19 protein-coding genes are annotated in these 20,573 nt (G+C 46.1%); 4 read left to right on the top strand and 15 right to left on the bottom strand.

What is annotated here, in order from left to right; genetic code table 11:
* Positions 1-220: 220 nt before the first annotated feature.
* Entirely contained in the window at positions 221-826 is a 606-nt protein-coding gene (locus LRL21_RS07870) for a TetR/AcrR family transcriptional regulator (RefSeq protein ID WP_240415225.1), read from the bottom strand.
* 240 nt (positions 827-1,066) lie between these two features.
* Between LRL21_RS07870 and LRL21_RS07875 the strand changes: the two genes are divergently transcribed.
* Positions 1,067-1,924, top strand: a complete 858-nt coding sequence (locus tag LRL21_RS07875; protein ID WP_240415226.1) for an SDR family oxidoreductase — start codon at positions 1,067-1,069, stop codon at positions 1,922-1,924.
* Positions 1,925-2,116: 192 nt separating this feature from the next.
* Here LRL21_RS07875 and LRL21_RS07880 read toward each other — a convergent pair whose 3' ends face one another.
* From LRL21_RS07880 to LRL21_RS07935, 12 genes are all read right to left on the bottom strand, one after another.
* Positions 2,117-4,468 (bottom strand): YcdB/YcdC domain-containing protein, encoded by a 2,352-nt coding sequence (locus LRL21_RS07880; protein WP_240415227.1) that lies wholly within the window; start codon positions 4,466-4,468, stop codon positions 2,117-2,119.
* Positions 4,469-4,502: 34 nt separating this feature from the next.
* Positions 4,503-4,712, bottom strand: coding sequence for a hypothetical protein (locus tag LRL21_RS07885; protein WP_240415228.1), 210 nt, complete (start codon positions 4,710-4,712; stop codon positions 4,503-4,505).
* Between the two features lie 65 nt (positions 4,713-4,777).
* On the bottom strand, positions 4,778-5,788 hold the full coding sequence (locus tag LRL21_RS07890) for an aldose 1-epimerase (RefSeq protein ID WP_240415229.1): 1,011 nt from the start codon (positions 5,786-5,788) through the stop codon (positions 4,778-4,780).
* Positions 5,789-5,875: 87 nt separating this feature from the next.
* Positions 5,876-6,730 carry a helix-turn-helix domain-containing protein gene (locus LRL21_RS07895; protein WP_240415230.1) on the bottom strand — a complete coding sequence of 285 codons (855 nt, stop codon included), beginning with the start codon at positions 6,728-6,730 and terminating at the stop codon, positions 5,876-5,878.
* A gap of 22 nt (positions 6,731-6,752) precedes the next feature.
* On the bottom strand, positions 6,753-7,556 hold the full coding sequence (locus LRL21_RS07900) for a sugar phosphate isomerase/epimerase family protein (RefSeq protein ID WP_240415231.1): 804 nt from the start codon (positions 7,554-7,556) through the stop codon (positions 6,753-6,755).
* 17 nt (positions 7,557-7,573) lie between these two features.
* A complete protein-coding gene (locus LRL21_RS07905; protein ID WP_240415232.1) occupies positions 7,574-8,323 on the bottom strand; it encodes a phytanoyl-CoA dioxygenase family protein in 750 nt (249 codons plus the stop codon).
* 172 nt (positions 8,324-8,495) lie between these two features.
* Positions 8,496-9,314: a carbohydrate ABC transporter permease gene (locus tag LRL21_RS07910; protein ID WP_240415233.1), complete on the bottom strand. Its 819-nt coding sequence runs from the start codon at positions 9,312-9,314 to the stop codon at positions 8,496-8,498.
* Position 9,315: 1 nt separating this feature from the next.
* The gene (locus LRL21_RS07915) at positions 9,316-10,200 is read right to left on the bottom strand and encodes a carbohydrate ABC transporter permease (protein WP_240415234.1); all 885 of its coding nucleotides are present in this window, start codon (positions 10,198-10,200) and stop codon (positions 9,316-9,318) included.
* A 45-nt stretch (positions 10,201-10,245) separates the two neighbouring features.
* Positions 10,246-11,571, bottom strand: coding sequence for an ABC transporter substrate-binding protein (locus LRL21_RS07920; protein ID WP_240415235.1), 1,326 nt, complete (start codon positions 11,569-11,571; stop codon positions 10,246-10,248).
* Between the two features lie 134 nt (positions 11,572-11,705).
* On the bottom strand, positions 11,706-12,878 hold the full coding sequence (locus tag LRL21_RS07925) for a diphosphate--fructose-6-phosphate 1-phosphotransferase (protein WP_240415236.1): 1,173 nt from the start codon (positions 12,876-12,878) through the stop codon (positions 11,706-11,708).
* On the bottom strand, positions 12,871-13,677 hold the full coding sequence (locus tag LRL21_RS07930; RefSeq protein WP_240415237.1) for a DeoR/GlpR family DNA-binding transcription regulator: 807 nt from the start codon (positions 13,675-13,677) through the stop codon (positions 12,871-12,873). Before LRL21_RS07930 ends, LRL21_RS07925 begins: the two co-directional genes overlap by 8 nt.
* A gap of 438 nt (positions 13,678-14,115) precedes the next feature.
* The gene (locus LRL21_RS07935; RefSeq protein ID WP_240415238.1) at positions 14,116-14,904 is read right to left on the bottom strand and encodes a DeoR/GlpR family DNA-binding transcription regulator; all 789 of its coding nucleotides are present in this window, start codon (positions 14,902-14,904) and stop codon (positions 14,116-14,118) included.
* 339 nt (positions 14,905-15,243) lie between these two features.
* Between LRL21_RS07935 and fba the strand changes: the two genes are divergently transcribed.
* Both fba and LRL21_RS07945 read left to right on the top strand, forming a co-directional pair.
* Positions 15,244-16,101: a class II fructose-1,6-bisphosphate aldolase gene (gene fba / locus LRL21_RS07940; RefSeq protein ID WP_240415239.1), complete on the top strand. Its 858-nt coding sequence runs from the start codon at positions 15,244-15,246 to the stop codon at positions 16,099-16,101.
* 170 nt (positions 16,102-16,271) lie between these two features.
* Positions 16,272-17,312, top strand: coding sequence for a LysM peptidoglycan-binding domain-containing protein (locus LRL21_RS07945; protein WP_240415240.1), 1,041 nt, complete (start codon positions 16,272-16,274; stop codon positions 17,310-17,312).
* A 105-nt stretch (positions 17,313-17,417) separates the two neighbouring features.
* Here the strand turns inward: LRL21_RS07945 and LRL21_RS07950 are convergent, their stop codons facing one another.
* Entirely contained in the window at positions 17,418-17,588 is a 171-nt protein-coding gene (locus LRL21_RS07950) for a hypothetical protein (RefSeq protein WP_240415241.1), read from the bottom strand.
* 112 nt (positions 17,589-17,700) lie between these two features.
* Positions 17,701-18,759 carry a DctP family TRAP transporter solute-binding subunit gene (locus tag LRL21_RS07955; protein ID WP_240415242.1) on the bottom strand — a complete coding sequence of 353 codons (1,059 nt, stop codon included), beginning with the start codon at positions 18,757-18,759 and terminating at the stop codon, positions 17,701-17,703.
* A gap of 172 nt (positions 18,760-18,931) precedes the next feature.
* Here LRL21_RS07955 and LRL21_RS07960 point away from each other — a divergent pair, with 172 nt between their 5' ends.
* On the top strand, positions 18,932-20,545 hold the full coding sequence (locus LRL21_RS07960; protein WP_240415243.1) for an ATP-binding protein: 1,614 nt from the start codon (positions 18,932-18,934) through the stop codon (positions 20,543-20,545).
* The last annotated feature ends 28 nt before the right edge of the window (positions 20,546-20,573 follow it).

Genomic DNA, 20,573 nt, shown 5'->3' on the forward strand with positions numbered 1-20,573 from the left:
AAAAGGATGGCCTTAAAACTTGCCGTTACAGACAGCACGGAGAACCGTATCACAAATAGTGGTAAAGCGGAAAGTCACTGATCGTGTTGAGTGTTTCAACGACATGTATTTTCAATTACAAGTAGGAGATGGAAAATTCCAATATATGGAATCTGTATAAAAATATTGAAGGACGGAAGACTGCGTGAAAATGGATAGGTTTCGCAAGGGTATAGCTTGGTTAGTCACTTGCGTTACTGGGTTTGTAGTCACAAATGGCTACTAAACTGATCTCCGCAACTTCCAACACGCTTTCAACCATCCTATCAGCTTTGAGGTCTTGAGAACTTCGACTGTACTGCATAGCTGATCCGAATATACCCCAACTCAGAAAATTAGCAATCGTCTCCGCTCTCTCTGGCAAGGCGGCGCCACCCGATCTCTCTGTTAACCATTTGAGCAGAATTTGATAAACTTCCTTCTGCATTGCGGTTTCAAACATGGGTTCAAATTCCTTATCTCCAGGAGTCATATATTGCCGAAACCGGATTAGAAAATCGAATACGGCTTGAATCAAGGTTCTCAAACTGCTTCTATTCAATACTAAATCTTCTGGCAATCTTTGCTGTATGATTTTCTGAAATTTTTCTCTCATCCAATACTCAAGGAATGCATACTTGTCCTCGAAATGTGCATAAAAGGTAGAACGATTAACAGTCGCTCTTGTTGTAATATCCTGCACAGATATGGAGTATATGTTTTTCTTTTGCTCAAGCAGCTCCATGAAAGCCTGCATGAATAATTGATGCGTTCTTTTTACTCGCGGATCATTAGGATTTGCCTTCATCCATACACCACACTTTCTTATGGAAAGTTAAACTACAAAATCGCCTAAACGTTGTCAATCCAACAGAAACGGTCTTCTGCTGGTTGTTGTCAGCGCTCAATCTCTTTATTCTTTTATTATACAATGTATTTTACGCAAAACTGTTGTGTAAGCAACACTGTATTTTTATTTGAATCTTCATTTGAATTTTTGTTCGATGCTTGAATCCGCTTTACAAGAAAAGAAAGGATGATGATAATCATGATTATTGTAACCGGGGCTAATGGAAAATTGGGGCGTGCGGTAGTAGGGCGACTGCTTCAGCATGTTCCTGCATCACAGCTTGGTGTAAGTGTCCGTGAACCGAAAAAAGCATATGAATTTCATGATTTGGGAGTTCGTGTCCGGTTGGGAAATTTCGAAGATGCCGAGACTCTGCTTCATGCATTTGAGGGAGCCTCACAAGTTCTCATCGTATCTTCCGGTAGTCTGGGGGAGGCCGCGCTCCGTCAACACCAGACGGCAATTGATGCAGCGAGCAAGGCCGGAGCAAGCCGAGTGCTGTACACAAGCCATATAGGGGCTTCTCCGACGTCACCTTTTGAGCCTATGACAATCCATGCAGCTACCGAAGAAATGCTTAAAGCCTCAGGAATACCTTTCACATCATTTCGGAATGGATATTACAGCTCATCAGGGCTTATGTTTATGGGACATGCCAGCGAGACAGGAGAACTGATTGCTCCCGAGGACGGTCCGGTTGCCTGGACCTCTCACGCCGACCTGGCCGAGGCGATAGCCATGATCATCGTTAATCAAAACTATGAGGGCATAACACCTAATCTTACCTCATCCCAAGCGCTTGATATGAGCGATATAGCTGCGATTGCCTCCAGGGTTACTGGCCGCCCGATTCGGCGAACAATTGTGACCGACGAGCAATACCGGGATGCCTTACTCTCTCAAGGTATTCCTGAATTCACGGCCAACCTGCTTCCAGGTATTTTTCGAGCTAGCCGCAGAGGCGACTTTGCGAAAACAGATTCTACTCTGGCTGACTTGATTGGTCATGCACCCATATCGTTTGAAGACTCTTTGAAAGAAACACTGTCCAATTAATCTTCGCAAACGTGCAGCCATTTACGTTAAAGCAGTGTCGAATGCCATTAGAATATTAGAATAAACTCAAACACAACCGTTTGGGCTTGAAGAAAGGAAAGACAGTGGCAATGCCAAAGAACCAACATCTCTACTTCTGAAGTAGGGATGTTGGTTCTTTGACATGTAGATTAGAAAGGACTTCTCATAAAATTAATAGTATCTATTTCCCAGCTCAGTCGCCTTTTGCAAGTAACGATAGAATGCTACGGCAGCCTGTGCGCGAGTAACTTCCTGTTTGGGGTTGAAGCTTCCATCCGAAAGCGTCATAATCCCGAGTCCAATCACAATGGCTGCTTCACCACGGTTCTTGAGCAAGCCCGCATCACTGAATTTGTCACTGAAAATATTGGCATAGTCCGTCAGTTTTTTATAACCAAGCGCACCTACGATCAATTCAGCCATATCTTCCCTATTCATAATCTCCTGCGGATTGAAATCCTTGCCGCGCTGAATGATTCCGCGGTCAACAGCGTTCTCCACGTAGGCAAAAAGTGGTGATTCATTTTTCACATCTTTGAAGGATGCTGCGCGCTCCGCACCATAATAAATACCGGAGCGACCCCCGTTCATTGCGATAACGAGCATTTTGACCAATTCACCGCGCGTTATGGAAGCATTCGGACTTACTTTTCCGTCTGTGACATCCAGCGCCTGGTAATCCAGCATGATTTGCAGCTCTGTTTGTGCATAATGACCTTCGATATCCGTGACATGTACCTTCTCCAAGCTCATGGCTTCACCGTTAGAGCCATTTCTCCATTGACCGGTTACGGCATCAAGAAAATAACTTTCGCCACTATATTTAGACTGCAGGACATACACGAGCTTGGCCTCTTTGTCGGTTGTATCAGAGCCTTGCGGCAGCTCTCCCGCAGCCATCATTACGCGAATTTTCTCTATGGGCATAATCCCAAACCCTTGATTCAACTGCACATAATTAAGCTTGATCGTATAGGGAGACAACAGCAGCTCCTTAGCCTTGCTTAGATCAATAACAGTTGGCTTCTGCTTCGGATAAGCAACGTTGGAAAAGTTGAACTGATAATTCGTGATGTCTCCCGTCACTTTATCCACAGCCAGATGCACGTTTTCATAATTCACATAAACACCGTCAATCATTCTCTTGAAAGGGATGTCCCAGGCGGTCATCATTTTTCTTTGCTCAGCTGGCATAGTCAATAAATTGGCGATTGCTGCTGTGTCCAGCACTAACTGGTCGGTGTGCGCAGGCAGCTGCTTTTTAACGAATTCGATAGCCTTCGCTTTCGCTTCTTCCACGGTTACCTTCGGCTCAACCGGCTTTTGATCTCCATAAGGTGTATAAGTATTACGGCTAAAGTTGGTAATTTCCCCCGTTTTGCTGTTGACTGTAGCCCATACATTGATCCCCGCTCTAATGTTGGAGTCTGCACTCTTCTCCTCATTCCAGCGAAGGTTCCATATGGACTGTACCTCACCTGTTACCGGATTGGTCGATTCGTTATATGAAGCGTCTTCAAGCTTGACGCCATCCGGAAGCTTAAACGTGGAGCTGACTTTTTCCAACGCCTGTTCCTTGGTCAGATTGAGATTGCTCGCAGGTGGCGCACTTAAAGGCGCATCCGTTAAAGGCTTTTCCGTTTCTTGGCTGACGCTGGCAGCGGGTCCTTGCTTCCATACTTCTCCTGTAGCTGCATTCAGAATTGGGAGCTCCATCGTATATGCAACGACTGGCTTTCTCTCGCCCTTCGCTTCGTTCAGCATCAGATAATTCAGCTTGGGAACGAGCTTGTCTCTGAAGGCTTTGGCAGCTGCTTCTTCACTGATCGGCGTTGCCTTCTCGAAGGTTGAGCTCTCATCCCAATTAAAGCTGTATTGGGTAACGACGCCGTCTCCATTCACCTGAATATTAATACCGTTCTGCGGGAAGGGCACACCATTATGCGTGCGGTCGTATCGAATTGAATACTGGTAGGAGCCATTCAGCGGCGCCTTAAGCGACTGCTCCAGAATGTCGTTATACAGCAACTGCTCACGCTCATCCGGGTTCAGCCTGGCAATCCACTCCGCGGCAATGCCCTTCGCTTTTTGTAGGTCCACTTTAGGAGGATAACTCGGTTTATAATCGGGATCATTGCTGTACGAATAATATTCCATCAGCTTGCCGTTCAATCCGTTAATGGTAATGTTCATATTGCCGATATTTTTGTTATCAACAAGCTTGCGAAAGCTTATGTTCCAGTTTATTATTCGATTCCCGTTGTAGCTGTTGGAATTTAGATTTACCGATTCGATCGTATAGCCTTCTGGTATCGTTACATACGATTTAGCCAGCTCGATAGCCCGTTCTTTGGAGATTTTTGCATCTCCTGGACTAGCCTCGGAGCCACCTGGCGGGATTGACATTGGTCTGGAGCTCATGGCTGCAGGCACTGCTTCATCTGCCAGTGCCAGTGGGACATTGGAAAGTAATAACATCGATACAAGTGCTGCCGTGCTTGCGTTTTTGCGTATCCTCATCATTCATTCCTCCTCAAAGTGCATTACCAATAAATGCTTAATTTTTAAGACGGAATATAGACGAAAAAGGTTGCTGCAAAGACAAACAATTTTTTCTGCTGAATGGAAAAAAGCTCTTTTCGCAAATGCTGCGAGCAGAGCCGTTTGTGAACACACGTTGTTTTTCCTTGGTGGTCAGTGGAAAATCAATAGTCACCCCTGCTTGTCCATCCAACATAATAAATGAGATTACTTGCAGCGTCATCATGAAACAGCGCCTTCGTTTCTCTTTTTTTCAGCCCCGCCTGTTAATAATTACAAATATTGTCATTATCATGTAAATAATGGAGCTTGCGTAATATAGAGACGGCTTGTTTCTTCCCATATTTGGCCCGGTGCCAATCCATATAGTCCGATATCATGGTCTGGCAGCTTGACGTTTGGTGCATTGACGAGGTTAATCTGCGGCTCTGGGCAAAAGAAGCCTTCCTTGGCAAAGTTGTTCCACACCATCCATTGCTTGTAGGAGGTTCCGACATCATAAATCAACTTAATGCCCTGCCTGGCATCCGTCAGTTCCATTCGGTTGCGTCCGTCCTGAGCTTCTGCTGTGTAGTGATTATCCATGACCTCATTGAATGGGTAAACACCATCATCACGCATGTGCTCTTCTTCTCGGCTGAGTGATTGGAAGCGCCCTGTCGGAAGCATACGATCGTTTAGCTCCCACCGACGACCAATCGTCAGTTTGACACGACAATCCGTGGATGCCCCTTCCGATGTGAAAGGCGCGTTGATCGTGGTATGAAACGCAAGCAGGCAAGGCATCGTTCTATGACCATCGTTACGTATGATAACGTGTTGGAGAAGACCATGTTTGCTTAATACATAACGAAGTGTGAAAGTGAAGGTATAAGGAAAATGAGAATAGGCGGGATGGGTCTCATCCACACGAACCGAGACGACCACGTAGCTTTCATTGGCTGTACACCCATAATCGTCAACGGTCCAGGGTGTATTGTACAGAAACCCATGGAGATGATTATTTCTGGATTGCTCGTTGATCGGCAGCTGAAGTGTCGAGCCTTCCCACGGAAATCGGCCATTTTCATAACGGTTAGGCGGAAATAACACGGGGACACCGTGATTAAGCGGACGCGCTTTAAACGCAGGCATCTCCTCCTCGGAGGGCTCACGCAAAAAACGGAAGTCCCTTTTCGTATCGCGAAAAGCAACCAGGTTGCCGCCTATGTTCGGCAGCATTGTTGCTGCATATTTCCCGGATTTCAGCCATATGGCGGGTTCTCCATGAAAAGTGCCTTCCCAAGCAGCGCTATCAGACATGCATATCCTCCTCGTATTGATGTAAGCAAGCTGTGACAAAAGTACTTCTGGTATCCTTAATCATACTGTTAAGAGCTCTGTTTTCTTTCAATAGACAGAGCTTTTACGATAGTCGCGGGGTGAAAGCGCAAATTTTTGCTTGAAAGCCCGCTCAAAGTAAGGCAGCGTATTAAAGCCGGAGGCAAAACAAATATCGGTAATCGGAAGTGTTGTCGTACCGAGCAGCGATTTGGCAAATTGAAGCCGTGCTTCCTTGACATAGACCTGAAAGGGCATGCCTATCATCCTGCTGAAGCACTCACTGAAATAGTTGGTCGATAGGCCGCAATAAGAAGCGACTTCCTCCAGGGAAAGGGTTGTACGAAAATGATGCTGTATATAAATTAACGATTTGCGGACTCCCTCATGCACCGCCGTATTGCCGGCCCATTGAGGTATATCGATAGCCTGTCGGCATTTGCGTGAGAGATCGATCAGCAAGCGCTCAATACTGCCTTGCACAATGAACTCACTATCTGACCGCCAATTGTGGGCTTCTTCCCAAATCCGTTTGTAGACCTGCTCAATAAACTCACACTCTTCAGCTTGAAATAGACAGGAATGAACAGAAATTCCCTCGAAAATGTGGGGCATCAGCTCATCTTTAATAAACCTGTTCGTAAAAATCAAATTATAAATATGCAGCGGTTGATTTGAGTCCGGTACGACTTCGTGAAAATCTGCCGGAGTTAACAAAAAGGAATGGCCTCTTGAAATCGGAATCGGATTCCCGTTCAGTATATGTGTTCCTGCTCCGGATCGTACGAACGACATTTCAAAAAATTCGTGCCAATGCGTTCTCACTCTTTGCTCAATTGTTGTTTGATAAATACGAAAGGGGGACGGCAGAATCATAAATTTTTCATTCGTCAATCGCTCTGGTCCGATGAAATCCTCATCCATTCATATCCCCCTTTTCCCATAATTATGCTTGCTGCTTATACTGCTGTTCGAAGTAAACTCGTATCCATTCATTCACGTTCCATAAATCGTTGATCGGCTGTCTGGTGTAAGGCAGCGTTGGCATGTAGCCGGGAGGACCGAATTCGGGTGTGAATGTCATATACGAATTGCCCTCGGCCAGTCGTTGTCGGCAAATCTCCAGCCACCACCCCGTGTGCGCACTAAGTTCGGCGGCATATTCGGGAGCTGCAGGGTCCGATACCTGTGGTCCTTGACGATGGCCAACCCGGCCATGAATATGGATGGCTCTGGACATCGCCAACTCCAGATTATCCAACTGATCTCCCAACAGGCTTTCACAGGTACAGCACCAATGGCTGAAATCAGCATTGATTTTTAAATCAGGGAAAGCCTGGAGCAGCTCGGCCGTCGTCCAGGGTGTAAACATCGCCCGACCTCGATGGGTTTCATGCGCGAAGGGAATACCGGCTTGCTTCTCGATGGCCAGCGCTTGCTCGAAGAAGCGGACATTTTCTGCGAATTTCAAGCCATGAACGGAGCTGTGGCAATTTATGAGAATCGGCTTAAACTCGATCGCTCTTGCCGACAGTTCGGCAAACTCGTGATAATGGTCTCCACTATAAGTGGCAACCTGGGCAATATATTCGAAGTTGTACTTCTCCAGCAGCTCGCGGAATTCCGTTTCATGGTCACGGTCAGGCGGCGGACACTCGATGCCGGCATAGCCGGCATCAACTGATTTTGCGAATAAACTGGCTAGAGGTTCCTTATTTCCCCAAGTCGCCTTGAACATTTTAAGCTGCATGGCAATCTCCACTTCTTTTAGGCATTCTCGTAACGGTTGCCGGCCAGGTCTATTCCGCGTGCCAGCCAAATTTTGAAATCAGGAGAGTTCTTCTCTTCAATATATTTAGCATCTGTGGCAAAATAACGCATCGTGTAACCGCAGCGACGGTAAGGACTCGTGTTGGGCTTGGCTCCGTGCATAATCCTTGAATCGTGAAGTGAGCATTCACCAGCCTCCAGCTCGAAGTATACGGCATTCGAGTCATCGACTTTTTTGATCTCTGTAGCGAAGATATTCTCATCTTTATCCACAGCCTCATATTCCGAAAAACCATTGTTGTGCGTGCCCGGAATAACCCGCATGCAGCCATTCTCTTCCGAGCTGCGATCAATCGCCAGCCATACGGTCACCAGTTTGTCGAATCTGCTTAACCGGCCGTTCCAATAGGCGGAATCTTCATGCCATGGCGTCTGTTTGCCGATGAAAGGCTCTTTGCAAATAAAATGGCTGGACCATAGCGCGATATTGGGCCCAAGAAGCGGCTCAACCAAATCCAGCACCTCATCGCTCAGCAAAAATTTAAGCAGCCTTTCATCCCGAAAATGAGGTGTATCCAGCTCGCTGTTCAATTTGCGGCCAACCAGCTCCCATTGCTCTTCAAAGATTTGTTTCAGTTCTTGCTGTTTTTCCTGACTGAACAATGGCTTCTTGTATAAATAATAGCCATTTTCTTCGTAAAAAGTAACCTCTTCTTTGGAAAGCAATGGATTCTTTTGTGTTGACATGACTGTGATCCTCCCTAAATGTGTTGTAGTTAAGCATGACAGACCGTGAATTTCATGAATTTCACTAGTCAGCAGTGCTTGTAGGTACAACATTAGTATAGGTGATTGGGGAACACTGCTTCTATTCTTATCTACGGAAAAACTATGCTTAATTTCGGCATCTGCAGCAGCCTTACTTGACGCTGCCGCCTGTGAGACCCTGCAGGAAATATTTTTGTACAAACATAAAGATGACCAGCAGCGGAACACTTGCCATCAGCGATAATGCCATCAATTGATTCCATTGTGTCGTAAACTCGCCGATCAGCATACCGATCCCCAATGTTAAAGGCCGGGAAGAAATATTTTGGGTCAAAACTACAGCGAATAAATATTCATTCCAGGCCAAAATAAACGTATACACACCCGTAGCGATCAAGCCCGGCAGGCAGGGCGGTAATATAATCTGAAAAAAAGTTCGATAAGCACCACAGCCATCCATCGTTGCAGCTTCATCCAGTTCACGCGGAATGCTGTTCACAAAGTCTCTCATCATCAACATCGAGAAAGGCAGTGCAAAGGAGGTATAAGCAAGAATCAACGCTGTATACGTATTGTATAGGCCCATCCGAGAAATAATAAGAAAATAAGGAATACATAACAAAACCATAGGGAACATCTGGGTCAACAAAACATATAAAACAATAAAACGTTTCCCTTTATATTGGTAGCGTGACAAGCCGTATCCCGATAAAGCAGACAGGAATATGCACAGCAGCGTAACGGCAAAAGCAACAATATAGCTGTTCAGAAACAAACGGATCATGTCCGGTTTGGCAAATATTTGCTTGTAAGCATCCAGGTCGGGTGATGGCGGCAGCAAATTGAGCGGAATCGAGAACACCTGCACATTCGTTCGCAGAGAAACCGAGAGCATCCAGAGCAGCGGTACCATTACGAGGAAAGTCAGTAATGAAATTAGTGCATACAAACCAACCCTGCGCATATTCATCTTATTTGCCCTCCTTGGTTAACGAGGCTCTCAAGTAGAGACTGGAAATAGCTATCATCGCAATAAGCATGAAGATGGCAGTTGCAGAGGCATGCCCAAAATCCAGGGAACGGAAAGCGTCGGTATATACATATGTCGATAATACTTCAGTTGCATTCACCGGACCTCCGCCCGTCATCAGGAATACAAGATCAAAGGACCGGAAATGCCAAATAATTTCGAGCGTAATGATCGTAAACAGCAGATCCTTGATTTGGGGAATGACAATAAATACAAAACGTCTGAACCGATTGGCACCGTCCACTTGTGCCGCTTCTATAATATCATCAGGAACGGTTTGAAAAGCCGCCAATATCATCAGCATGGCGAAAGGGAAGCTTTTCCATGTATTAGCCAATATTAATCCAATCATCGCGAATCTTTCGTCGCTTAACCACGCCAGACTTTCGTTAATGAGCCCTACTTTCAATAGAAACCAGTTCAATAAACCAAATGGTGATAACAGCAGCATCCATACCGAACCGACGACAGCGCTGGATAACAGCCATGGGAACATCAGAACCGAGCGAAAAGCGCCCCGTATCTTGACATTAATTTTCTGATTGAGTAATGCGGCGAATATTAATCCGGATAACATAACCAATACTACGGTTCCAAAGGTATACACCAATGTATTTTTTAAAGAATGCCAGAATAGAGGGTCCATCAGCACATACTTGTAATTGGACATGCCTGCATACACCGGCAGTGCCGGATTCCGATAATCAAACAAGCTCATTGTAACAACATCATACAAGGGGTATCCCGTAAGCAGAATTAAAAGGATCATCGCCGGAAAAATAAACGAGAGCCTTCGTACATAACGAATGACCGGTTGTTCTCTCATAAGGGAAACTCCTTTGTGAAAAGATAAGGGGCCATCTGGCCCCATTTATTTATACTTGTCAAATACCGCATTCCAACCTGTCGCTGCATCGTCCAACGCTTGCTGGGCTGTCTTTTTATCAGTCAGATAGTTTTGAATCTCATTGATCATGATCTTTCTCATTACTGTACTTTCCGGCAGCTGAAGATCGGGATTAATCGGCTTGAGACTCTCATTCTGATCCGCAAACACTTTAAGCAGCGGATTTTTTTGAATATAATCGTCCTTCAGGGCAGTTTTATTGTGCGGGAAGTTGTTGGTAGCTTTCGCCCATGCAATTTGTGTAGACGGTTCCATCATGTAGGTCATTACTTTCCAGGCGGCGTCCTTGTTCTTGCTCTTGGACATCATGCCGATTGCGCCTCCACCAGCAATCGTGGCGCCAACCGCGCCCTTAGGCATCGGTACAACGCCAAAATCCAGATTCGGATTAGCGGTTTTCTGAATCGCAATTCCCCACGGCCCATCAAACATAAAGGCTGTATTCTCGGCACTGAAATTCGATCTTTTCTCTTTTTCTCCGGCCGACAGCTCACCTGGGGTAGCCACCTTGTCCGTCTTGATCAACCCTTTGTAAAATTCCAGCGCTTTGACACCTTCCGGAGAGTTAAACACCGCTTTATTGTTCTCCGTCAGCTTGCCGCCGGCTTGCAGGATGAACGGCCACAGCTCGGTGTTAATCGTGGATGGCGGCTCGGATGCCATGTTGCCTGTAAAGGCAAATTTGTTTTTGCTGGCATCAGCCAGTTTGATGCTGGCGCTGCGGTATTCGTCCCAGGTCGTAGGAGGCGTCAGATTGGCCTCCGCAAGCTTCTTTTTGTTGTAGAAAAGTGCCGTATTTCCTGTGATAAAGCCCATACCATAATGCTTGCCCTTCCACGGACTCCAGTAAGGACCTTCATTGCTTGTCTGAAATTCCTTGGGCATCGCATTGTAGTAAGTATCGAGAGGCTCGGTAATGCCAGAGGCGGCAAATTCAGCTACCCATGGGGAGGTTAGCAGAATGAGGTCGGGGACATTGCCTGCGGCATGCAGCGTTACGAGTTTGTCATGCATCTGGGAGAAGGGCATGTCCTGAATATCCAATTCAATATCCGGATTCTTGGCTTCAAACCCTGCTTTTAAATCATTGAGCGGCTTTTCACCAACCTCGCTTTTCCAATACTGCAGCCAGGTAACCTTTGTTTTGGCTTTGCTGACGCCAGCTGCACCGGTGGATGGGGCTGGATTATTGTTGTTAACGACCCCACTTGGGGCTGAACAAGCAGAAAGAATAAAAGTAGTGCAGGCAAGCATGGCAATAAGACGGCGTTGATTCTTTATAAATGTCATAGATAAAAGCTCCTCTCGTTTCTAAAGTTCCCCTTGTCATAAAACCTCATGCCATAAGTCTGAACGCTCTGCCAAGCCGAGCCGCTCACCCCCCTTCAAAATTAACGTGAACCTCACCCGCTCCACATTGACCCTCAATTCAAGCTGAATACCAGCCCCGGCTCCTCCTGATCAATCAGTGGCAGCAGGTAATCGATAAAGGCAGGTGTCGGCATATGTCTGCTAGCATCCCAGTATGACGTTGGGAACGTTTTCTCTTTGCCTGCGAAATCGTCCAGCTGAGCCCACTGAACTCGGCTTACGTAAGGGGAGCTTGATTGCCGCTCCAGGGTGACCATCCCGCCGGAATAACCTGCCAGAGCGTAATCAATGGCCTTGTCGCCAAGCAGCAGCGATTCTTGATAATCGATTCTGGAGACAAAACCCGAAGCGATTCGAAATAATGAATTCGGTACGGTGACTCTTGTCGGAATTTTCAGCTGACGATTGATGTGCTGCGACAGTCTGAAGCCGATGCCTGCATTATGTCCGCGAATGGGGTCCTCCGTGGCATACGGGTCTTTGGCCAGATCGTTCACCTTCATGTGATCCGGCACAATGACAATAATGCTCCGTCCTTTACTGCTGAAGGTGTTGTCCACATCAGCTAGAAAGGCATCAGCATCTATCGGATGGTCAGGCAAATAGACCAGATCCGGGTAGTCGGTTTCCTGCTTCTTGAACAATGCACTAGCTGCAGGCAGCCATCCCCGATTCCCGCCCATGACCTCGATAATTTCTACCTTGGACACTGTCTGCAATGACAGCATATCGGCTGCAAACAGCTGCACCGTATGGGATAGGAATTTGGATGCGCTTCCATAACCGGGGCAATGGTCCGTTCCGTCCAGATCATTATCGATAGTTTTCGGAACATGAACAAATCGGATATCCTTGCCCATAGCGCTCGCATACCGATGCAGCGCCAATACCGTTCTGGAGGACCCATTGCCGCCAATATAGCAGAAAATCTTAGCATTCACTCGCTCCAGCTCATCAATGATTTTGGCGTATTCTTCTTCAGCCAGCGGATGCCTTGATGTGCCCAATATGGCTCCCGGCTGCTCCGATGCCTTACAAATCTCAGGCAATTTTTCATTTAAGCGGATCAGCTTATGATTCAGTATCCCTTGCAATCCATTAGGCGTTCCATAAACGGAGCCCACCTGATCATGCTTTAATGCCTTCTCCACTGCTCCTCGCAGCGATGCGTTGATAACAGGTGTAGGTCCCCCTGATTGACCGATAACCACATTCATTTTATTCATCTGCAGATTCCCTTTCCCGAGCTGCAATTAATAACTGGCACTGCTTTTCCAGCTGTTCTTTCGAACTAGGCTGAATACCATCATCGACAATAATAAAGTGCTCCTTGATAAATGGTGATATATGAATCGTACTAATTGAATTGATCTTGGTAGAATCCACCAGCCAATAAATCTGCTTACCGGAATTCAACAGCTGCCGCTTGACCTCTGATTCCAGAAAATCGTTTCCGGAAAAGCCTTTGGTTAGTGAAACCGCTGTTACCCCGATGAACACCTTGTCAGCATGAATCTGCATCAGCATCCGGTCCATAATCGGATTGACGAGCGTAGTGGTTTTAGAACGAAAAATGCCGCCCGACAAAATGGTCGTAACGCCTTCCCTTCCCTCTAACTCCTCGGCAATATTGACGGTTGTCACGATTGCCGTGACTCCTCTTTTTCCATGCAGGTGCTTGGCGAGCGACAGGGTTGTCGAGCCGGCGTCAATCAATATCGTTTCGTCATCCTTAACAAGCGAAGCAGCCAGCTTGCCGATGGCCCTTTTCTCCTGCTTTTGAATGGCTGCCTGATTATAAAACCTCCGGTTCAGAAAATTCGTATCCTTCTCAACCTTCTCGTTCTCCAATAATTTGGCGCCCCCGCGAATGCGGATGATTTGGTTGTTATTGTCCAGAAGCTCCAAATCTCTTCTCACCGTTATTTCTGATACTTGAAGCTCAGCAGCAAAATCAGTAATACTGATCGTATTCTTTTGTTTAAGCAGCTCCAGAATTTCCTGTTGCCTTTCGTTTGGAAGCATATTGATTTCACCCTCGCTCTTCAACTTATAAATGAAACAATATTGATCATTAGTTTCATGATAGAAATGATAATTTATGATATCAATATTTCATGAACACTTGTAATATGGATGATAATTTTGTAACATTTGTCTTTAAAATCGATTATATAGCCATTCACCTCAATTGTAAACGCTTTTTTAATAATTAATCTTCTTCAATTTCTATTTTATATGGTTCAAATCAACAAAATACTGATATTATATGATAATTAATTTCGTATAAATGATTATATCTATCACGATATTATCAAAATAAGAGCGATTAGATTGTAAGGCCGTGAACAACAAAACCTCCAGATTCCACTTTCTTAGTGGGTCTGGAGGTTCGCGGTCAAGAGTAAATAAATGTTATTGTCGGGCACCTCTAATGGACAAACCTTACTTGAATGACGGCAGTCACGCCCTTTCAGCGACTAGTATGCGACATAGCTTACCCAAATCCTCTTTCATTTGAGGTGAAATTCCCTGATCCGTTATCAGTGTATGGGTAGGTAAAATTTTGGATATATGAAAGGAGGCAATAAATCCGAGCTTGGAGGAATCCACAAGCCAATAGATTTCTCGGCCTGAGTTGACCAATATTTTTTTGACATCGGTTTCCAGAAGATCATTGTCCGTAAAGCCGTGCGACAACGAAACTCCGGCCACTCCGATGAACACTTTGTCAGCATATATACTTGTCAGACTTTGCTCAATGAAAGGGCTGATTAATGTCGTTGTGCTTGAACGGAACACCCCCCCGGTGATAACCGTCACTACACCTTCCTTACCCTCCAGTTCCTCGGCAACGTTGATAGCCGTCACTACCGCTGTGATCCGTTTTCTCCCATCGATATGCTTGGCCAGTTGAATCGCTGAGGAACCGGCATCAATAATGATCGTTTCATCCTCCTTGATTAGCGACGCGGCCAATTTGCCAATCGCTATTTTTTCCTGCTGATTTTTGGCAAATCGGTCGGAGTAGCGATCATTCAGGTAGGCTGTATTCGGCTCAGGCTGTTCCTCAACCCACTGGGCGCCACCGCGGATTCTTACTAGCAGGTTCGTATTGTTATCGAGAAATTCCAGATCCCGGCGAGCCGTAATTTCCGATATTTGCAGTTTCTCGGCGATTTCGGCAATACTCAAGGTTTTGTGTATTTTCATCATTTCAAGTATTTGATTATGTCTTTTCTTAATAATCATTACCATTCAACCTCTTCTTTGCCATTGTTTTGGTGTTACTTTATTGGACATGCTCACTTCACTTATCATTGTTCAATTGTAAACGATACAAACATGATATGTAAATGCTCTTATTTTGATAACTTTTGATATTTTAAACGTTATTTTTTCATTATTTTGTTGCTAAATTTAAATTATTGAATTATTATTGAGTTGAAATTGCACATTTAATCAAATTTTCGATCAGGATGTGATATTTTGACGGGGAAATGATCATCGTATTACCATTTTATCAAAGCAACAGTTTTTTCGAACATAAGTTTTATCGAGCTGATATTAAATCAACGGAGGAATCATCCTATGACTAATCTTGTACCTATGACTCACTTCTTACCGAAAGCTAAAGAACAAAAGTTTGCCGTCGGACAGTTTAACCTGATTACCTTGGAATTCGCGCATACGATAGCGGAAGTGGCCGAAGAAGAACAATCACCGGTTATATTTGGTGTGGGTGAGCTGGGTATTCGCTATATGGGCCTTGAAAATGTAGTATCTATTGCCCAAAATGCAGCCCGTCAGGTAAGTGTTCCCGTGGCTCTGCATCTGGATCACGGCAGCAGCTTTGAAGTCGCGATGAAATGTATCCATGCTGGTTTTAGCTCTGTGATGTTTGATGGGTCCAAATACGACTTGGAGGAAAACATCCGCATGACCAGAAAGGTCGTAGAGGCGGCACATGCGGTTGGTGTATCTGTTGAAGCTGAATTGGGCTCTATTGGTGGTACAGAGGACGATCATACGGTATCTGAGGAGGATGCCCTGCTGGCCAAGCCCGATGAAGCGATCTATTTCTGGAATGAAACCCGAGTCGATGCCATGGCAATGGCTGTAGGCTCTGCACATGGGATGTATAAAAAAGAGCCAAGGATTCGCTGTGATAATATTCGCACCGTTGCGGAAGCTATTGATGTATCGGTTGTGCTTCACGGGGGATCAGGTATTCCAGATCAACAGATTGTTGATGCTATTCGTTCTGGTATTGGTAAAATCAATGTCAATACGGAAAATTTGGTAGCGTACACCGCGGCAGTACGTGAATTTCTTCAATCGGATAGCGAAATCACGGATCCAAGAAAATATCAGGGGTCGGCTCGTGATGCGATGAAAAATATCGTCAGAAATAAAATCAGACTTTTTGGCAGTAACGGTAAAGCTTAAAACGCTCCAATCCTTGATCAGCCTCCTGAGGATGCTTGGCATATCTGGAATACGTTCTGATCACATAGCGGCCCTCACTAAAATTTTTACTGTTTATTACGAACCGATTATGACATTTGCCCATACAATAGGGACAAATGACTATATTATCATAAGCGGAGGTTAACATTATGAATGAGCTTGCTTTTGGATTGGGAGGTTTCGGGGGATTGGAGAGTCATGATGGTTTTGGCGGAGGTTTTGTTGGGCAGCCATCCTTTTACCGAACGGATTCTCGTCCTCGTTTACTGCCTTTTTTCTCACTGTCACCTTTTTCCTTTCCTTCTTTCAGGGGAGAAGATGACTTGGACGGCAACTATTATGCCCAGCATCTTAGCCAAGAAGGCGAAACCATGGAGCAAATTGCACAGATGTATAATGTCCCCAAGCCCATTCTTGAAGCCATGAACCCGCAAATTCAAAACTTTAATGATATCGCTCCGGGAAGCACTGCCTATATTCCACGTCTGGATAAAATGCATTGCCAAACCATGTATGTGCAGCAAGAAGTGCCCACGTATGTGACTCAATCAGTCACATACAGGGAGCCGGAGCAGCACGCGATGCCCTATCCGGGAATTCCTCATATGTACGCCCAAGGGCAATATCCACATATGAATTATCCACAAGCCTACTCGCAGCAGTTCTTCGGGGTACACCCACAAGCTGGAGGGTATTATGGACCACATGGAGTCGGGTTTCAAGCGGGTGGGCATCTGGGCGGGCATGGCGTTGGTATTCATGCCGGCAGTAATTTTGGAAGTCATGGACTTGGCGTGCATGCCGGTGGACATCTCGCTGGTTATGGTACGGGTGTTCATGCTGGTACTCATTTTGGCAGTCAAGGTGTTGGCGTTCAAGCAGGCGGTCACCTTGGCACCCTTGGTGCCGGTGTTCATGCTGGCACTCATTTTGGCCATGGTACTAACGGTCATGGCATAGGTGTGCATGCCGGTGGGGTTTTGGGCAATCATGGCGCCGGTATCCATGCTGGCAGTCATTTTGGTGGTCATGGCGTAGGCGTCCATGCTGGCGGTCATTGGGGAAACCATGAGGCAGGTGTTCATGCAGACAGCCATTTTGGCAGTCATGGCGTAGGCGGTCAAGTGGGAGGCCATATGGGTGAGCATTCCAGCGGTCAGCATCATGGTCATCAAGACGGTAATCACTAAGCCTATACGCTAGAGGCGCAGGGCAGATCGAATAGTCATTATTCGTCTGCTCTTTCGTCGATGGCCTACTAATGGTTGAAAAGTCGCAGATATCCACGACTGAATCTACTCGTTATCAAAATCACCGTTAACCATTTTTTCTTTTATTAATTCTAGCGTCCTCAGGCTACCTAACAGGTAATGCTGTTTTTCCTTCGTTTCGACCAGACTAACCGGTGTATCGTTGATGCGCTGAATTTTTTCCTCAAGCCAAGCTACAAATGTTTCCTTGTTCATTATGAATGCCTCCGAAATCGATGAGATTATTTTATATTAATATATCACGACTGTTTTCAAATGAATAGAAAAGGCAAAAACTGCCTTGGGAGAACACTGACATACTGTCCCCCTATGGACCGTACTTCTGCTGAAGACGTCGAATTTCATCTATTAATTCCCGTCCTATAACAGCTTCATATTGGGGATAGATCGGTTCCCAGGCGCGTCTCCATTCAGCTCTTTCTGCCGGACTTAGTGTATAAATCTGGATATTGGATTCTTTCCTTATATCCTCAAGCTGCTTTTCATTCAGTTCATAAGCCATTTTATTTCCCCATATTGTCGCTTCCGCCATAGCCTCGCGAAGCGCTGCTTGCAGCTCGGGCGATAGCTTTTGCCAGAAGGATTTATTCATCAAAACAGCGTAGCCAAGGTAACCATGATCACTGATCGTCATGTACTGCTGAACCTGAAAAAATCGCTTGGAATATATATTGGAAATGGAGTTTTCGCCCCCGTCTACAGTTCCATTTTCCATCGCTTTGTAGACGTCGTTAAACGGCATTTGGGTGGTTTTGACATCAAACAGACGAAATTCGGCATCAAGCAATTTGCTTCGCATCGTCCGGAAATGCAATCCTTTAAAATCGGCTGGATGCACAAGAGGCCGCTGATTGCTCGTCATCTGCTTAAAACCATTGCCCCAATAGGCCATGCCAACCATATTAACCTGCTCTAGCTGGTTGAATAACACATGTCCAATTTTACCGTTAAAAGCTTCTTGCACGGCTTCATGGGTCAAAAAAGCGTAGGGCAAATCAAGCGCCATCCATCCGGGCTGAAGCAAGGATAAATTCGGGAAGGACGGCGCGATCATTTGGACATGACCCTCCTGCAAAGCCCTAATCTCATCAATTTCCGTATATAAGACGCTATTCGGGTATACCTCGATCTTGACCCGATTATGCGTCTTTTCTTTGACCAGCCGGGCAAACTCCTGCGCAGCCAGACCTTTAGGCGTATTCTCCGCAACAACATGACTGAATTTAATTACGATCTGCCGATCAAATCCGACCTGCTCATCATCATAGACAGTAGGCCCTGCAAATAAGGTCGGGTAAAAACCGATCAGCCATGCAGCCGTCAGGCCCACTACAACAATAACTATGATTCCCGTTACCGATCTCATCCCTGTACCTGCTTTCCTTACCGCTTGTCTTCCTCTCTATTGTATTCATTGGTATACAAAAATCAAATCATTCGTTATCTACAAGAGATCATCCAGCATTATTCTTGCTATAGCGTTTAAAAAGATTTATTGTATGGGGGTAGTTGATACGAAATTGTAGGGGTGCCGGACGATGCTGCAGCGTTTGAAAATTAACTGGAAAATCGCCTTTCTATCGTTCGGCATCGTGGTCTTCTCCCTGCTGATCGGCGGGACCATTCTGGTTGGCTCGATCATCAGCCTTAAGGAGGACGAGCTTGGACGGCGGCTGCTCGTCACAGCCCGTACCGTCGCGCAAATGCCCGAGGTAGCGAGCCGTCTATCGACTCCCCAACAGAAGGATACGTCGATGCAGGCAGCGGCCGAGCGGATCCGGATCATTAACGATGTGACCTACATCGTGGTGATGGACATGAACCGAATGCGGCTGACGCATCCGGTTGAGAGCAATATCGGAACCTATTCCAGAGGCACCGATGAAGGACCTGCCTTTGCCGAGCATACGTACATCGCCAAGGCCAAAGGAGAGCTGGGCACCGCGCTCCGTGCGTTCGTTCCCGTGATGAATACTGAGCATACACAGGTCGGCGTTGTGCTCGTCGGACAGCTGCTGCCCAGTGTGGGTCAAGTGCTGCTGGAGCTGAGCGGTCAGGCTTATCTGATCCTGCTGATCTCTCTGGTGTTTGGTATTTGGGGCTCCTGGCTGCTTGCGCAGCATATCAAAAAGCAGATGTTCGAGCTGGAGCCTCATGAAATTGCCGAGCTATTAACCGAGCGAACCGCAACCTTTCACGCCATGCATGAAGGGGTTATTGCTATCGATAAACATGAACGCATTACCATTTGCAATGATCCGGCCAAACAAATGCTGAACATTCAAGGCGAAGTTATTGGACGGATGATCCGCGAGGTTGTCCCCGACACAAGGCTTCCGGAAATTCTGGTGCTGAACCAGCCTATATATAATAAAGAGCTTCAGATCGGTCACGCAGTCATTATGAGCAACCGTGTCCCCATTACCGTCAAAGGACAAACCGTCGGCGCTGTTGCCATATTCCGAGATCGGACCGAGGTTGCGCAGATGGCGGAGGAGTTAACAGGCGTCCGGACTTTTGTTGACGCACTGCGTGTCCAAAATCACGAATACATGAATAAGCTGCACACCATAGGTGGCTTAATCCAGCTTGGCAGTACGGATAGAGCTTTGGATTATATTTTCGAGATTACAGAGCAGCAAGTCGAACTGACTCAATATTTGACTCAGCGGATCAAGAACGATAGCTTGACAGGCTTGCTGCTAGGCAAAATCAGCCGCGGTAAAGAGCTGGGCATTACGCTTGAAATAGATCGGCAGAGCCATCTGGAGCATTTGCCGGAACGAATCGATGATCATGATTTCGTGATCCTGATCGGCAATTTGGTAGAAAACGCCTTTGATGCGCTGGGAGGCATCCGAGCGGACAAACGGATTTCCCTCAGCATTGAGCAGGATGAAGAGGTACTGTCAATTTTAGTTGAGGATAACGGCTGCGGCATCGATAGCGCTATTCAGGAGAAGATTTTTGATCAGGGCTTTACGACCAAAGGGTCGGGCGGCAGAGGATTCGGCCTTTATTTAATTGCAAGCATCATTCGTAAAGGGGGCGGCAGTATCGTAGTCGACTCAAAACCGGCTGAGGGCACCTCGATTTTCATCTCTTTTCCCATGCGATTGACTCAGGAAACCACTGTGCCAGGCGTTAACTAGGTATAAGCCAAATTAAGTAAAGGAGGCG

The organism is Paenibacillus periandrae (assembly GCF_022458865.1).
In the GTDB taxonomy this organism is placed as follows: Bacteria; Bacillota; Bacilli; order Paenibacillales; family NBRC-103111; genus Paenibacillus_S; species Paenibacillus_S periandrae.